Raw genomic sequence first — 16578 nt, 5'->3', positions numbered from 1 at the left:
GAAAAGTGAACATTAATCAGTAAAAAAGAAATAATAAGTTCAGATAAATTTTTTCAAAGAATTCATCAAGTAGAAGTAGACTATGTCAACCATTGGAAAGAGCATACGTTATGGCACTGGGAATTTTGGCTTTCAGTAGCCTTATCAATCATTCCTTGGCTTGATTTTTTAGGACTAGTATTTGGGCTTTGGCATTATTCTGGGAGAGTATTGCCTACCATTCCAGCGTTTTTACCTTGGGACTTTACTTTAATACCTGTAACTCTTATGCTTTGGCTACAATTTAAACCAACTTTAAATCCCTTTTTTAAGGCTGTTATTTATTCCTCACTTACTTCTTTTATAAGTGAACCCGTATTTGAATGGATTGGATTTTATACTACTGTAAAATGGAGTGTTTTTTATTCCTTTCCAATATATATTATTATTTATTTAATTGCTGATCGAATTAGTAAGGCTAAATCATTTGATACTTTGTAATAACTTAACGAATACCTTAAAGCTTATCTTGTGAATCAATTCACTTACACTAACGGGTGCTTATGTTAAAGATGGGATGGCTGCGGCGATCCCGTTTTCTTATTGTGCTCCCTCAGTAAAATATAATTATCTCACGAATACTCACTAATTCGCAGGATTTCAAAACACTTGAAAGAACTATAAGAGATTGATTGCGTGAGATTTAGACATGAAGGCTGAATGAAGGTGTCCTTAAATAAAGGAATCTATAATTACTCCATTGGTTTCCAGATAATGTACGTATTCTCCACGCTACCCCTGGAGGTTTTCGCTCCCATGTCTCAACGGGTCAATTGCTCTCTCATTCCTTCGTCATACCTATCCAAGTGGTAAGAGGCCGATCTTTCTAAAGGAACATGTCAAAGCCCTTGTACTCAATAAATCCGGTTCTCACACTTTTTTTGAAATCTACGAATAAGCCAATATTCGAAAGGTATTAATCTTAAAGTGATTTTTTAATTTTAATTTAACACTAGACATCCATCAACTTAATTGGTTGTATCTTCTCAGGACGATAGGTATCATTCTTTCTGGCCATTCCTACTAATACTCTTGCGGGTTTTAAATTAATTTCATAATTGATTTCATTTTCTTCATTAGTTCACGCCAAGACTCATAGTCGCTAAATACTTAAACGTGGGAACTCTTTTAGAGAAACTTTGCCGTTAGTCTGGGGATACTTTTTTTTATTGAGTTACATCATGACCTTATAAATACTTTCATATCTATTAAAGGCATCCAAAATACTTATGTAGGATGCTTTTTAAATACTTTTTCTTAATATTTCATTTTAATAGATAGTGAATTTTAAAGATAACCTTAAGTGATGGATACCGTAAATATAAGTTATTAAAAATTTGTTAGATAAAAAGTTTTACTATTAAATACTATATTACAGTTCACAAATTTTACTAGATACTCCATAATAAATTTGAATAACCTTCCATTTTTAAGCTAATAGAATGTAAAAATGCTCGATTTTAAATAATTAATCTGGAAATAGATCTAACAAAGAAGTATTAGTAAAAATAAGGTTTTTCGTCTTTTTAAAGTTTGGATGCAGAAAAGACACCAGTTGAAGTAGTTAAGGAGCTTGCAAAACGAAAAGCTAAAGAAGTATTTAAATTTATTAGAATAGGAAGATAAATTACATATGAAAAAAAATAAACAAAACTCTAGTTTTGAAAAAGAATTGCTTAAACAATACAGAAAACCTGGAATTGCCTTAGGTAACGTAAAATATTTCGGAGAAACATATATCGAAAAATCCAGAATTATTAGCCGAATAAAAAATAAGTATATTCCAGGATATTCATTTTTATTTAAAGGAATGATTGCAAAGGATTTTTCTAAAGTAAATACAACTAAATATATACCATATCATGATGAAAGCTCCTTGGTTAATCATTTAGAATGGATTACCATAATTTTGGAGTTTTATCAGCAGGAAATTAATGATTATATTTCTATGAAAAACTCATATATTCAACATCAAATGAAGGGCGATTATCAAAAGTCTTTGGATATTTTAAATAATATTGACCAAATTACATATTCTCTTTGGGGAATGGAACAAACATTATTATGTACAGAGCTTATGTCTGGTTTAGAAGATAAGACAAAGAAGCTTGCGGAGTTTTTTGAGAATACTGAAAGTTACCTAGTTGCTTTATTTGGAGATTTTTACAACATTAAAACTGAGCTATCAACCAGTTTTACAAGTTTTGAACATAAGATAAATAGCTACATAAATGCTTTGCCTCAAAATTTTCAAGGAAGAATTTATAAAAACTTTATAGAATTTAAACTTTTTAATAATCTGGGTAAATTCACTGAAGATAATTTAAAACAAGCCCTTTCATTATCAGCGACTTTACCAGTAATAGATTTATACGAAAATTTTATAAAATCTTGCATAATTGTTATTTCTTCTAATAATTTTGAAACGTATTTAAGAGATACTGTTGTAACACTAGTGAAAAAATTAAATATTTCCGACTATAGAATCTCAAAAATATTGGCTGAAACGGAAGAGAAAACTGAAATCTATATTCAAAATATGGATGAAAATATTTTTTTTGAGGAAATAATAGAAGATTACACACTGGGAGATTATGTAGGATGCATAAATAAAATAGAAAAATATGAAGGAAATTTCGGATTGAATTTTCCTCTAATGAAAATTGTGGCTAAATCAGTCATTTTATCAAATAGTGATTTTAATGAACTGTCTTTTAAAAACCACATTGTCGTGGACAGTATTATTAAGCCATTAATTGAAATCTTTTCTTGTAATGAAACACAAAAAAACTTATTAAATCTCTTAACTATTTCTAAAGCTTTTGGAGATATACCGTTAAGGTACGAAATAGAACATTTTTATTTAGAATATATGTTTCAATTTCAAGAAGATTTATATAATTTTTCTATTAAAGTTGCTGATTTATATACACATATTTTTTCTCCAATTCGTTTTTTTATCGAAGATGATATTCAGAGTAAAGTGAAGAAAACTATATATAAGAAGTTAGGATATATTAATACATTAAGCTTAATTGAAGATAATTCACATTCCTCAATTCCAAATCTAAGGTTAAAATACTATCAATCAAAAAATAAACAGAATAATGATCGCATAACATCTTTCAAAGGTCTCATAGAGAATTTAATCCAAAATGGCGACTATAATAATTCATTTTTCTACAATTATGAAAAGTTAGCATTACAATTATTTAAAGAGTTAATGATGGAAGATAGGTACTTAGAAGCAATGGGATTGTTAGTTGACTCCTGTATGATAAATAAAAATTTGATTATACGTATGGACAAAAAGACATTATTTAATAAACTCCAAGATATAGAATTAATAGATTTGAAATTTGTTATTTTTGTTTATCTTGTGGATGAAAATAATTCATTTGGAATTTACAGTGCTCTAATCTCTTATATTGAAAGTAAAGGCAAAAATTTATTATCTGAAATCGTAGTATTAGACCTGGAAGATGAAGAAAGAGAATTATTAAAATTTATTCTATCTGAAATATATACTAAATCTGTTATGAAACATTTTATTTATTTAAACCCTGAAGCTAGGAGTAAAGAAAGAGTATTTGCCCTGGATTATTTAATTAATAGTGGTTATAAAAAAAGTCCGATTTACATAAAAGAAATTAAAGAAATAAATAAAATTCAAAGTATACAGAAGAGAATCAAATCTATTGATGAAACAAAAATTTATGTAGATATAGAAAGTATTTTAAAAGAATTTCGTCTAATTTATTTAGAGAGATTCTTAAAATACATGTTATTAGAAGGTTTAGATGCAAATTTGAAATTTTATGATTTAAAACAAGAAATTCATGCAATCTCAAGTCAATTCAATGAAGAAGTAATATCAGAATTTAAATCTAATCCTGAACGAAAGTATAGATATTTAATTTTTAAGGATATTGTTGATGATTTTCGTAATGAAGTTCTTTTTAATTCAAAATATGGTCTTGGGAAGTTCCTAAGTTCTAGAATTAGACATGGTTTATTAGAAAATACAATCACCAAAACTTTTAAGAATTATAAATTATTATCTTTAAAACAAAATAATGAGGCAAAAGAGTATATTATTCATAAAGATAGAGAAAAAGACTTGGTTACACATACCAATTTTGAGAATCGGGATGATATCAATAAAATTAGGAAATTATTAAATGATTTTTCTCATAATATTGTAACTAAACTTGATGAAATTAAGGACTGGCTTAGAATAAAAGATAGGAAACATCCCACAGGCATGTTTAGTTACGATTTATTAGAGGGAGATGCTCTATTATATCTGTATAGTGAATTTAAAGATATAACAGATTATGATAGCTTTTATAGGGTATTGACTGACTATTTTTGGGAGATTACAGAGAATAATTTGTCTATAATTCAAAAAAAATTGATGAATGAAGTGTTTGAATTCTTTGTTGAAAATCTAGAATTACTAGGACGTAAATTAGAGGAAATAAGAGGTGAAAATGATGAACTAGATATTCTCATAAGCATTTTACATAAAGATATTAACCTAAGTAAGGTTGGGATAAAAACAGACTTAAATGAAATTAGCAATTGGTTTGTGGTAAGAAGAACTAATGAATTTCATGATTTTTCATTCCAAGAACTAATTGATACTAATTTAGAAATTATCAAGAAATCCAACAAGGACTGTGAAAAGATTAACTTTATAGAAAAGATTGATGTAAATTTAATCCTCAAAGGCGAATATTTTAATTATCTAGTTGACATATTTAATATGTTATATTCAAACGCAAATGAGCATTGTGGGCATAACTCTTTAGAAGAACTTACTATTTCTACAGAGATTTCTCATATTGAACAACAATATATTGAAGAAAAATTAAACGCTGATTCTCTAGAAGCAAGTCTTTATGATAAGAATTTCAAAGAATTATTTTTTACTGACAGAGGTGAATATTTAAAAGTTTCAATTAAAAATTCTTTATCATCAGAAAAAAATAATGAGGAAATTAGAATGATTATTGATGAAAAGTTAGAGGCTGCTCTAGATACAAAACGATCTAATAGCCTGATTTCGGAAGAAGGAGGTACTGGATTAACTAAGATTTACTATATTCTAAAACACAATTTAAAAGTGAGTAGTTATCAAGAATATTACATTAATGATGATAATTATTTTAATGTTGATATTTACCTGAATATTCTAAATATTAAAGCAGAGAAAGGAGAGGCCACACTTGAAAATATTATTTATTGAAGATGATGATATAAAAGCGAATACAATACTCGATTATTTAAATGAACTACCAATAGAGTTTGAATTCACTAGGAGGCACTCTTGGCAAAGTGGACTTATTGAAATTATTGGAAAAAAAGATTATTTTGAAATGATCATTCTCGATATGAGTATGCCAAGGTATGATCCAGATATAGGAGATGTAAATGAAGAATTTGAAACTTTTGCAGGGTGGGATATTCTTAAGGAAATGAATAGACGTAAATTAATGATACCTACCAGTATAGTAACATCATTTGATCATTTTGGTGAAGGTATGATGGACAGATTTTCACTTGACGATACTTTGAATAAAGAATTTAAAAACTTTTATAATGGAATGATCTTTTTCAACTCCTCTCAAATGTCTTGGAAGGACGAGCTATATGACAAAATCAGATTAGTAAGAGGTAATTAAATGAAAGTTTTAATAATTGAGGATGATCCAATTAAACTAGAGTTGATAATCAAAGTGATTGGTGTATATCCAGAAATAGAAATCAGTTCATGCAATAATATATTCGAAGGTAAGGAAAAATTAGCTAAATATACTTTTGATTTATTAGTTTTGGATATAAATTTACCTTTTGATAAGGGGGAGCATCCTGAAGATTATGCGGGGTATAATTTATATAAAGAAATACAACGGGGAAAAATATTAAAAAAACCTAGAGAAATTATTATTTTATCATCGTATGATGACTTGATAGAAAAATATAAATCAGAAATAGAGTTAGGTTTATTTACAATAATAAAATTTGATTCACTTTCAAATGAATGGGGAGAAAAGTTATTCAATAGAATTCAGTATCAATTAATATCTACAGCAGATGCTAACGAAACATCGCTTAAAGAATACGATTATGACATAGCAATTATTACAGCAGTTCAAGTTGAACATACTCAATTAACTAATTTATTCATTAACGTACGAGAAATGAAAATAAATGGCGACAACACCTATTATTTTACTGGTTCTATAGATGAATCATGTGATAAAAAAATTGTCTTTGCAACCCAGCATCAAATGGGTATGACTGCTGCAGGAGTGTTGGCAACAAAGATAATCAAAAACTTCAAACCTAAAGTTATCGCTATGGTAGGAATAGCTGCAGGTGTTAAGGGTGAAGGAAACTATGGAGATATTATTTTGCCTACAGAAATTTGGGATTACACTAGTGGCAAAATAACACCTAGTAAACAAGGGTCATTAACTTCCCAAGAAGGATATGCTTTCCAACCAGACCCCAAATACTTATCTATTTCTTCAAAAGTAAAAGAATTGCTAAATAGAAACTTTTCATCAATATTAGATGAAATTAAAGATAGTTGGCCAAATAAAAAGCCGGATACTAAATTGAGTACCATTCGTGGTCCGATGGCCTGTGGGTCAATAGTAGTCCAAAATCAAAAATTGATTGAAGAATTCATAGCACCTTTTAATCGGAAAATAAAAGGGATTGATATGGAGTCCTATGGAGTGTTATATGCAGCAGAAAATGCATACAGTCCCAAGCCAGAAGTAATTATTTGTAAATCGATTAGTGATTTTGGTGACGAACTAAAGGGTGATCAATATCAGGAGTTTGCTGCTTATTCTAGTGCTAGATTTCTATTATATTTAATAAATGAAGAAATATAAGATTTTATTATGTTGGAGGAATTATATTTATGGATATTATTGATGCTTTCCTATCATTAAAGGCAGAGCACAAGTTTACTTTTGTTGGGTTACTTCTAACAACAGTTGTAAGTTTACTAACCTTAATCAGTACTTTAAGGATTAGTAAGAAGAGTGCTTATATTAATTCTATTACAAAAGAGAGAATTGATTCTTTAGGAGAACTTAAAGAACAAGCAGCACAATATCTAGCTGTGATTTTTAACTATTCTACAAGTCTAGTAAAAGAAGAAGAACTTCTGAATTATTTGAAAGACTTAGAATATAGACAATCTAGAATTATTTTTCAATTAAATGAAAAAAATGAATTTGAGTCTAATATTATTGAAGATCTTAACATGATTAATAAAATTGTTAGGATATTGATACATATTACAGAACCAAAAATCGTTGATATTGAACAAGTTTTAAAAGAAAATGATTTTATCAAGTTAGCACTTATTGATTATCTAGGTGATCCTAATAACAATGAAAAGAAAAAAATTGAAGAAATATTAAATGAGTTGTTGATTCAGAATGCAAAGTCATTAAGTAGTGATTTGAAAAAACATTTAAAAAATGAATGGGAAAAGATTAAAATAGAGGCAAAATAGCTTTTTGAAAAAATTTTGAATATAGAATTTTTATACTGACGTTTTGACAAATTCCACTGTCGAACTTTTGATGATAATTTTCTTATTAACCAGATAGTATCCGAATTAAGTAAAGGGGAAACTGTTTATTTGGAGTTAGTATAGTTTCATGGACACCATTTAGTTAACTCTCTATGATTGAAATATGAGAGGGTGTGTCCGGAATGGATCCGAAAAAGAATAAAAAAATCTATAACGACGATTTCAAGAAAACGGTGGTTGAACTTTATCACACTGGTAGCTCGGTGAGTAAGTTAAGGAGCGAATATGGCGTATCAGAAGTAACAATTTATAAATGGGCTAAAGCCTTAACTCCGATAAATGGGGAAATGGATAGTCTAACACCTCAGGACATTGAGGCCTCCAAAAAGAAAATCTAAGGATGAAACATGAGATAGAAATATTAAAAAAGGCTATGGCCATATTCGCCCGAAAGTAACCGACAACGAGCTAACGAATTTGATCAATGATCAAAAAGAAATGTTTCCGATTCAAGTCATGTGCGAAGTTCTCTTGACTTTTCTAACTTTGTAAGAACTAAAAAAGTAAATATCCTGTTGAGAAGTATTGAGACTATAAGTTTTCATTGTGATATAACAACCTGGTTAGAGAGAATGATTATTGCACAGGGAAATGCCTACTGGGAATGGTATTCGAATGAGGTGCAATTTAATTAATTTTCCTATATTTAAAACTAGCGAGGTGGGCTATGAAACGTTTGTGAAGGATTATACTTAAGCTAAAGGGTGCTTGAGTTGAATACTGGGCTGTAATTGTTGTCGGCTTTACTCATATTGTGCTAACAGGCAGATTAGTGGAAGAAGGAACTTGATAATAAGACTATCGTCTACGTTGAGGGGGCTAGTTCTTTTACTTAAGGAGGAACTAATGAAGGCGAGTAAGGTTATGTTTTTTATTTTTATTATTTTAATGGGATGCGATTTAAATGAAAACCAATTCCAAACTAAAGATAGACGGATTACATTCCAATTTAATAATAAGGCAAATGTATCAAATGTCAGATTAGATAAGATCAGGAAAGAGACGTTATCGACGTATGATGAAATTATGAAATTTAATACTAAATTTCAACCAGCAAAGAAAATCGTTATTGAAATTGAAAAAGGAAAAGGAATATCGACTGGTTATCGAAATGAAGTTAAATTATACTCTGTAAAAACTGGTAATTATCCTTTGGTTCACGAATTATCCCATACTCTTTTAGGTTATGGAAATGATTTCGATACAAATTGCGGCTATTTTACACAGGAAGGATTTGCAATATATCTTCAAAATAAGTTAGGAAAACCATACTTTCCAAACGAGACAGTTCCTATACAAAGGTTAATGAAAACCGTAGTAGAGTCTAATAAAAATATTCCATTACATAAATTGATAGATCAGAAGACAGAACGATCGTTTTTTCGTGCCTCCGCAGATACAAGTGAGGGTTATACAATTCAATGGTTAAGTTATTTGGAATCGGGTTCCTTTGTAAGTTATCTAATTGAAAATTATGGAATAAAAAGATTTGAAAAGGTGTTTAATAAGAGGAAACTTGAGGAAAATCTATCAATGGTTTACGGAAAAGGCTTGCCCCAATTAGAAAATGATTGGCTTGATTCCTTAATAAGAGAAAAAGATCCGTCTCAACCTGAAATTAATGGTTTCAGTGACTATTATTCTCTAAGTGAAATGTTATTCTCATTAGATGAATCGATTTTTCAAAAATAAATAAACAAACTTTCATAAAAACTTTAAGATGAACTAACGGGTGCTTGAATTTCAGAAGGGTTGCAGCGGTAATCCTTTTTTCTTATTCAAGTAACGGGGCAGGTTAGTTGAACAAGAAGATGGGTTTTTATGGTAGAATAAACCAAAAGGGAGGGGATGAACGTGCATAAAAAGAAGTATTTTATTCTTATGCCACCTATGTTAATAATCGGGATATTTTTATCATATTTTCTTCCAGCAAATCAGAGACCATATGTGTTTTTAGTTCCTATTGTTTTTTGGATAATTTATTACACTTGGATATATATTGAAAGAAAACAAAAGGGAAAAACCTAATTTGGCTTTTATTGAACTAACCGTTTCTTGAGTTTATGAGGGAAGGTTGGGGGGATTCCTTTTTCTTGTTGAACTAAAGGGCAGGATAGTTGAATAACGAAAAGATGAGATTTAATATAATAAAGGACCATTGAATAGTATAAAGCGATTAACACTTGTACGGAACAGAAGGGACCTAAAATTGTCTCTTTAGCACATTTTTATATAAACGTGGTAACTTATTATAATCAAACGGTGACTGGGAGTTGGTAGGGTAGTTATAGGTCTTTATGTGCGTATGATTTACTAACTTCACTTCTGGTCCATAAGAGATCTGATAAGTCATCTTATCTTTACCAACTGCAACGTGATGTCCACCATCATCTGGTTCAATTTCAAATGTAATCTCTAATACTAAGCCACGAAAGCCGTTTACTCTTCTCGTTTCAATTACTTCAATTAACCAGGGGGAGACTTGAGGTGAAAAATCCTTTAAAATCTTCGGATAATAGAATTTATTCAAATCCTCTCTGATATAAGGAGTAAGCATATTCATTAGCATATCCTGTAACCGAAGTTCTTCAGTATCTTGAGTTGGTTTATCTGCTGTTACTGTTGTTGTATGAGAAGTAATAAGAAGAATTGATAGTGTAAAAGCTATTATCACCTTTTTCATTCTTTTAAACACACCTCTTTAGACTATTTATTGTATTATTACCTTTTCTGAATAAGGTATGTGCTTATTAAACTAAATGGTAGCGGTGATCCAGGAAGGATCGCCGCCCTTTTTTGTAGAAGTCTTATTGAACAAACGGGCAGGTTAGTTAAAAAATGTAATAATCTTCCTAAAGAAAACTATTTATAATATGGGGGGTTGTACTATGAAAAAATTCACTTTTTTTTAATCGTCTTATTTTTATCAGGATGTACAGGTACTATTGATAAAAAATCTAGCCAATCTGAAAATTTGATACAGAAGCTACAAGAAGAAGGACATACAGTTATTAATATGGGAGTTGGAAATAGTTCTGGTCCCCATCTTTTTTCAGTTTATCCCACTTACTATAAAGTTGATGGTAAACATTTAGCTATTTATGAATTTCAAAATGAAAAAGAAGCTAAAAAGGAATCAAAAACAATATCTGAAGATGGCACACATATCGGAGGTGTAATAGTGGAACCGATAGATATTCCTCATTTTTACCAAAAAGGGGAATTCATTGTTAGCTATATCGGGTCAGATACAAAATTTGAAAAGGATTTAGAAAAGATTCTTGGAAAATCAATCACACACTATCCTATTTTAAACAAATAATGTTCTTCAACTAACGGGGGCAAGAGTTAAACAAGGTGTTGCTGCGGCAGCATCTTTAGGCTTATTCAGCTAACGGGGCAGGTTAGTTAAACATTAATTTGGTTTAATAATGTTTCATTTGAACGAGCGAACCGCTTGGTTTGGATATGCGGATTGGTTGTCGTAGATAATATTACCTGGAAATGCAAAGTCTAACGGTAACGAATTTACAGGAGTGAGCATTGTGAAAAAAGTTATTGTTTTCTTTGCAATTATATTAATGTTTGCCACAGGTAACTTGGTTTATGCTAAACCTCTAGAACCAAATGAAATTAAACCATATGCAGAAGACTGGTATGTTACACCAGAGGATATTATTCTGGATATTATATTCCCAGCTATTGATAAAAGGGTAATAAAAGAGTATGGAGGAAAAGAAGCTTCTGGTTTTGGCTGGCAGCAACGGAGGATTGTTAATATTGTTTATAACAACAATCATTCTTATGATATTTCCTTAAAAATTCAAGTTCCAGGACAAAACAATGGACCAATTGGGTATAGAGAAGACTTAGTTAAAGTGAGAGTTTCGCCTTCTTGTGATAGTCCTAAAATTGGATGTAGTCACGGCTTTAGTGTAGAAGTATTAGATTACGAACATAAGTAACGGGAAAAGGTGTTGTTGCCTTTTATGGGTAGAACGTTTTTTAATCAACCTTGTTCAACTAATGGGGGCTTTAGCGAAAGTTCAGAGCTGACAATTGTGAGCTTTTCTTTTTGTCCTAACGGGGCAGTTGAGTTTAAGTTTCGCTGAATAAAGGGAGAGAGATAATATGGTAGCTCTTGGATATATAGTACCAACCATAATAGCAATTTTTTTCGTTGGATTTTTCGCACCATTAGTTGGAATTGTAGTAGGTTTTTTTATTCATATTATTGTATTACTTTTAAGAATTTCAAAAAAGTTAGACAAACTTATGGATAGATTAAAGGACAGTGAAAATTCAAGTTCGTGAAACAATTCACTTAAAGTAACGGGTGCAAGAGTTAAAGATTGGAGCTGTCATTTTGGCAGCTTTTCTTGTTCCACTAACGGGGCAGGTTAGTTTAAAAAGAAAGGGAAAATTCACCTCAAAAATAGAGTTGTACCTAATTTATAATTTATAGGTAAACTCTAATTTTTATACGATGTTCGGAATATGAATGTAATATCTAATATAATAAGTAAATTTCTGTCCCTAAATTTTATTCCAAGCGTAAGTTAATAACATTGTTGTTTTTCCTTCTTCTAAAGGTTGTTCATCAATTAACTTAGCCCCCATTTTCTCATAAAAATATCGACTTTCATTATCGGCCACAACTTTTACAATAGAATTTGTGTATCCTCGCTCTTCCTTAAACATTTCAAATAAACCATTTAATAATTGTTTTCCATAGCCTTTACCTTGATTATGTTTTTCAAAATAAATCGCAGTAACATCACCGTCATACCCAGGATATTCTCCAACCTTCACACCTGCTCCTACTGCCAAACCCACTAATTCATTATCTTTTTCAAGAACTAACACAATATTGTCTTTTTCCTCGATATTCTTTCTCCATTGCTCATATCTACTTTCTGGAGTTAACGAATCTAAAAACTTATCTGAAAAAATCCCTCTATATGTGGACTTCCAACTTGAAACATAAACATTTGCCATTTGCTTTACGTCAATTAACTTTGCTCTGCGTACTACAATATCCATTCCAATTCCCCCCCTCTTATATTGAATACATCCGCTATTACAGTTTAATATTCTGCAAATATTTCCTATATCCTTTACGCAATGAAATGAAATATTGTTCAATTAAAATAAGCTTAGGCTACATACAGGAGTTGTCTCGGCAGTTTTTTTTCTTATTAAGCTAAAGGGCAGTATAGTTCAAGAAGGAAATTTCTTACTTAAAGGGAATATATAACGAAACACAATTAGTACAGGGGTGTAGGGAACTTGGATTGGAAATCTTTTTTTATAAAAGACGTTAAAGAATACATTAAATTAAAGAAGATTCTAGAGGAATTATTCCATTTAAACAAAGAGATTCCTGAACAAGTTTTTCAAAGAGGGTTTAACAATTACCTTTTTGAACAGTTCGATTATATTATGAGTGAAGAATTTTGGACTACAATCCGTGATTTAGCAGAAAAATCAAATGATGATTTTGTAGTATTGGCTGTTTTAAACCCACACCCAATGGAATATTATTACAAGGAATTTGGTTATTTTAACTGGCTGAAGTTGCCTATCGATACCAGTAGTGATGAATTCTTAAATATTTTGAATGAGGGTCCACCAAACTACGAAGCAGATGCGATTATTATTAATTCGTTTATTATTGCGTTGTTCTCTCCATCTAAAAAATGGGGAATATGGGCAGATAGAAATTACGAAATAGCTATAATTGCTTCTGATAAGGATATAAACATAAATTCATTACCAATTCTTGATTCCTGGGTTCCAGTTGAAGACAATGTAGTAATGGATTGGACAATGTTTTCATTTAGACATTATAAGGTGCCTAAATCGTTTTCAAAAAAGCTGAGAATGAATTACTCTAACCTCAACAAGAACAGGAAAGAGGGTAACTAAGTAAATACCAGTTCTTCTTCAACTAACGGGTGCGTTAGTTCATTAAGGTAGGCCGTAAATTTGACGGTCTTTTCTTTTAAATGAGTCAATTCCCACATTTTGATTAATATGCATAATTGATCCAAAAAGTTAAACTGTACTTATATGAATTTTCTTGTGCGAGGAATAACAAATAAATACTAATTCAGAGATGGTTTCATAAAAGGTGGTTTTTAAATGACAATTAAAATAGAAGTAGGTTACAAAAAGATTATGCCTATTAAAAAAGTAGAAGACATCGACATCTATGAATCGTATGATACAACCATCAACTTTATCTATAACAATAAATCTTTTTTCGGAAATTTTGTTTCAATAACAAAAGATAGCGAAATGGCAAAATATATACATGATCAAGAATGGGAAGGCAATGCATTTACTTATCATCACGAAAATGGTACTTTTCCATTGTTTAGTATGGTTATGGATATGAATTTTGGTTTAAAACACATTGGTCCTTATGAAGTATTTGTAATGACCCATGATGCATATCAATCAGAATTGGTATTTAATAGTCATGGAGAAGAAATTCATATATTTTTCCATCTTAAATATAAAGGATTATGGTATGACGGTAATAAAATAGTTTTCACAAGACAAGTTCCAGAAAAATCTTGTTTTGTGGTTAATGCAAATGAATTTAAACAGGCTATTGAAGATTTTATCTTTCAACTTCGAGAATATTTGTCAACCAATCATCCCGAATTAATGAAAGACCCATTGGTACAAAGAACCTTTGGATTTGATAAGTATTTTAATGATTTCTTTGTAGAAAACCAAACAAACAGTTTGATTTCTGAAATGGACGATGAGGATATTACGGAAATTCAAGATTTAGTTAATAACAAGGATATCGATGAAATTAAAAGAGTATGTGGAGGTTTTTACTTTAGCGAAATAGACGAAAAATACTTAGAGATTTCCGAAAAGGTTCATGAGAAGGAAAGTGAAGTAGGGTTAAAAGGTTTAAATAGCGACGAAAGACAATTTTATTTAGTTGATAGGTTATTGATGGAACTGAATAATGGAGGATTTGACCAATACTTAAATAGTACGGGTGAGTCTTGGAGAGAAACCGTTAATATTTTGGAGAAATTAGGGTTAGAACTTTTAGCTGATTTAGGAAATAGAGCAAATACGATTTATCTAAGTAACAAATCTGAGGATGATAAACTTGATGAACTCAGTGAATTAGATGACGAATTTTATGAAATGGAATATGAAGAAACTTATAAAAAATTACTAACGTTATTAAGTTAACGGGTGCTTATGTTTAGAAAATGGGATTGCAGCAGCGATCCCTTTTTTGTTGTGTTAAGTGCACAGGTTTTGTGAAAAGGCAAAATAATTAAAAAGGAAAAAATAGGGTTTTGTCGAATAATTAATTTTAATAAACCGACCATATTTGGAGGCATGAAAAAATGTCAATCTCGCCAGTTCTTTATACTCTTGTACAAATTGAAATATATGTCTTACCACTAATTGTGTTATATTGGTTAGCCCGATTTGTTAAAGCGTACGAATCAAAGAAAAAGTAAAATGGTTATTCGCGTAACGGGTGCTTGAATTGAAGATATCCATCTGCCAGTCTTAGTGGCTTTTTCTTATTGCGCTAACGGGGAGCTTAGTTCAAGAAGGAAGTGTAATGATTTTTGCTGAATTTAGAATGAATCAGTAAAGGTGGGCATTATGACAATTTATTTAATTCAGTTTGAGGCAATACCGCATACTGATAATCCAGAAAGTGAAGAATGTGTGGGTGCATTTGTAAACTGTTGGGTTAAATCAACAAATACAAAATTAGCATTGAATAAAGCCAAAAAGTACGTCAATAATCAAGGTTGGGAAGTAATAAGCATTGAAGACCAATTTATAGCGAGTCGAGATATGTACTTAGGAGAGACTGAAGAAGATGAGGAATTACTTGAAAGCTTTGATAAGGCAATGAGAGAGGGGATTTCTGCATTTTTCTATAAATACGAAGAATATGAAGATTTAGATGAAAATGAATCAGACATTATTCATTAAATAACCTTACGGGGGCAAGAGCATATGATGCGGCTACTATTGATCGGATCTTTTCTTTTTTGACTAAAAGGGAGGTTACTGTAATAGGGTTTGTAAAATTTTCCATGATGAATACAGTTACGGTTTTATGATAAGATTCCCTGTAAATAGGAATTAGATTTTACTTATAGGAGTTACTGAAATGAAATTTAATGAACGTTTTTTTAAGAACAGAATAAAGCAGATTGTAATTACTCAATTTATATTGATTATTCCGATGTTTGTATTTTTATTTTTATCTTTTACGACATATCCCGTAAATTTTTTCTACTCTGGATTTATGGGAATTATTCTTGCAATATCTATGCTTTTATATGGGATAGAACAATATATTTTAAAAAAGAAACGATGGGCAATTTCTTTCTTTATCTTATCAGTATTAATAATTTTAGTTGCAGTGCAAAGTTTTTATGTTGCAACCTTAGAGTGAAGTCCCATTCTCTTTTTAAATAGGATTGTGAAACATTACACTTAAAGTAACGGGTGCTTTAACACAATAAAAAATAATTATAAAGAGCCTAAAATATGCAAGTTTTTATGCACTACTTGCGTATTTTGGCTCTTTTTACATTCATAAAAGATACTGCCATTCATAGCATTTTTTAATTGCCAAATACAGGTTTGTTGCAAAAGGAATTATAGATAAATGGGATAATAAATGGCAGGCTGCGATTGATACCGATTTGAAGAGAGAAGGACTAATTAACAAATTGCTTATAGGCTTAACTTTTGGATAAGGCGTTTCAATCCTATTGTTGTTTTTGGCTTTTATTGTTAAGTAAATTGTTAACCTCTCTTAGGAGTAGTTAAACGGAACAAATAATTTTTTTCTTTTATGCATAGCTTCTCTTTAAATTGCATATTGTATAGACAGATGGAAA

16 protein-coding genes are annotated in these 16578 nt (G+C 30.3%); 14 read left to right on the top strand and 2 right to left on the bottom strand.

Features of this window, described 5'->3' with window-relative positions; all coding sequences use genetic code 11:
- Nucleotides 1-15: 15 nt before the first annotated feature.
- The 7 genes from RCG23_RS25965 (at nucleotide 16) to RCG23_RS10750 (ending at nucleotide 9355) form a co-directional block, all read left to right on the top strand.
- Entirely contained in the window at nucleotides 16-480 is a 465-nt protein-coding gene (locus RCG23_RS25965; protein WP_374049850.1) for a CBO0543 family protein, read from the top strand.
- A gap of 1192 nt (nucleotides 481-1672) precedes the next feature.
- A complete protein-coding gene (locus tag RCG23_RS10775) occupies nucleotides 1673-5290 on the top strand; it encodes a hypothetical protein (protein WP_308179694.1) in 3618 nt (1205 codons plus the stop codon).
- Nucleotides 5271-5726, top strand: a complete 456-nt coding sequence (locus tag RCG23_RS10770; protein WP_308179693.1) for a response regulator — start codon at nucleotides 5271-5273, stop codon at nucleotides 5724-5726. The genes RCG23_RS10775 and RCG23_RS10770 overlap by 20 nt, the downstream gene beginning before the upstream one ends.
- Nucleotides 5727-6950 (top strand): phosphorylase family protein, encoded by a 1224-nt coding sequence (locus RCG23_RS10765; protein ID WP_308179692.1) that lies wholly within the window; start codon nucleotides 5727-5729, stop codon nucleotides 6948-6950.
- Between the two features lie 29 nt (nucleotides 6951-6979).
- Nucleotides 6980-7582 (top strand): hypothetical protein, encoded by a 603-nt coding sequence (locus RCG23_RS10760; protein WP_308179691.1) that lies wholly within the window; start codon nucleotides 6980-6982, stop codon nucleotides 7580-7582.
- Nucleotides 7583-7785: 203 nt separating this feature from the next.
- Nucleotides 7786-8001 carry a transposase gene (locus RCG23_RS10755; protein ID WP_308179690.1) on the top strand — a complete coding sequence of 72 codons (216 nt, stop codon included), beginning with the start codon at nucleotides 7786-7788 and terminating at the stop codon, nucleotides 7999-8001.
- 508 nt (nucleotides 8002-8509) lie between these two features.
- Complete coding sequence (locus tag RCG23_RS10750; RefSeq protein WP_308179689.1) at nucleotides 8510-9355, top strand: gluzincin family metallopeptidase; 846 nt, start codon at nucleotides 8510-8512, stop codon at nucleotides 9353-9355.
- 511 nt (nucleotides 9356-9866) lie between these two features.
- Here the strand turns inward: RCG23_RS10750 and RCG23_RS10745 are convergent.
- Entirely contained in the window at nucleotides 9867-10346 is a 480-nt protein-coding gene (locus tag RCG23_RS10745; protein ID WP_308179688.1) for a DUF3888 domain-containing protein, read from the bottom strand.
- A gap of 198 nt (nucleotides 10347-10544) precedes the next feature.
- Between RCG23_RS10745 and RCG23_RS10740 the strand changes: the two genes are divergently transcribed.
- The 3 genes from RCG23_RS10740 to RCG23_RS10730 all read left to right on the top strand — a co-directional run bounded on the left by RCG23_RS10740 (nucleotide 10545) and on the right by RCG23_RS10730 (nucleotide 11977).
- Nucleotides 10545-10985 carry a hypothetical protein gene (locus tag RCG23_RS10740; protein WP_308179687.1) on the top strand — a complete coding sequence of 147 codons (441 nt, stop codon included), beginning with the start codon at nucleotides 10545-10547 and terminating at the stop codon, nucleotides 10983-10985.
- Nucleotides 10986-11208: 223 nt separating this feature from the next.
- Nucleotides 11209-11628, top strand: a complete 420-nt coding sequence (locus RCG23_RS10735) for a hypothetical protein (protein WP_308179686.1) — start codon at nucleotides 11209-11211, stop codon at nucleotides 11626-11628.
- 166 nt (nucleotides 11629-11794) lie between these two features.
- The gene (locus RCG23_RS10730; protein WP_308179685.1) at nucleotides 11795-11977 is read left to right on the top strand and encodes a hypothetical protein; all 183 of its coding nucleotides are present in this window, start codon (nucleotides 11795-11797) and stop codon (nucleotides 11975-11977) included.
- 222 nt (nucleotides 11978-12199) lie between these two features.
- Here the strand turns inward: RCG23_RS10730 and RCG23_RS10725 are convergent, their stop codons facing one another.
- Nucleotides 12200-12706 (bottom strand): GNAT family N-acetyltransferase, encoded by a 507-nt coding sequence (locus tag RCG23_RS10725; protein ID WP_308179684.1) that lies wholly within the window; start codon nucleotides 12704-12706, stop codon nucleotides 12200-12202.
- 246 nt (nucleotides 12707-12952) lie between these two features.
- Between RCG23_RS10725 and RCG23_RS10720 the strand changes: the two genes are divergently transcribed.
- The 4 genes from RCG23_RS10720 (at nucleotide 12953) to RCG23_RS10705 (ending at nucleotide 16127) form a co-directional block, all read left to right on the top strand.
- Nucleotides 12953-13591: a hypothetical protein gene (locus tag RCG23_RS10720; protein WP_308179683.1), complete on the top strand. Its 639-nt coding sequence runs from the start codon at nucleotides 12953-12955 to the stop codon at nucleotides 13589-13591.
- Nucleotides 13592-13807: 216 nt separating this feature from the next.
- The gene (locus tag RCG23_RS10715) at nucleotides 13808-14890 is read left to right on the top strand and encodes a DMP19 family protein (RefSeq protein WP_308179682.1); all 1083 of its coding nucleotides are present in this window, start codon (nucleotides 13808-13810) and stop codon (nucleotides 14888-14890) included.
- 429 nt (nucleotides 14891-15319) lie between these two features.
- The gene (locus RCG23_RS10710; RefSeq protein ID WP_308179681.1) at nucleotides 15320-15658 is read left to right on the top strand and encodes a hypothetical protein; all 339 of its coding nucleotides are present in this window, start codon (nucleotides 15320-15322) and stop codon (nucleotides 15656-15658) included.
- A gap of 181 nt (nucleotides 15659-15839) precedes the next feature.
- A complete protein-coding gene (locus tag RCG23_RS10705) occupies nucleotides 15840-16127 on the top strand; it encodes a hypothetical protein (protein WP_308179680.1) in 288 nt (95 codons plus the stop codon).
- Nucleotides 16128-16578: the final 451 nt, after the last annotated feature.

This window comes from Neobacillus sp. PS3-34 (assembly GCF_030915465.1).
Lineage (GTDB): Bacteria > Bacillota > Bacilli > Bacillales > Cytobacillaceae > Neobacillus_A.
The sequence above is the reverse complement of the archived record's forward strand: the minus strand, read 5'-3'. Positions and strand labels throughout refer to the sequence as shown.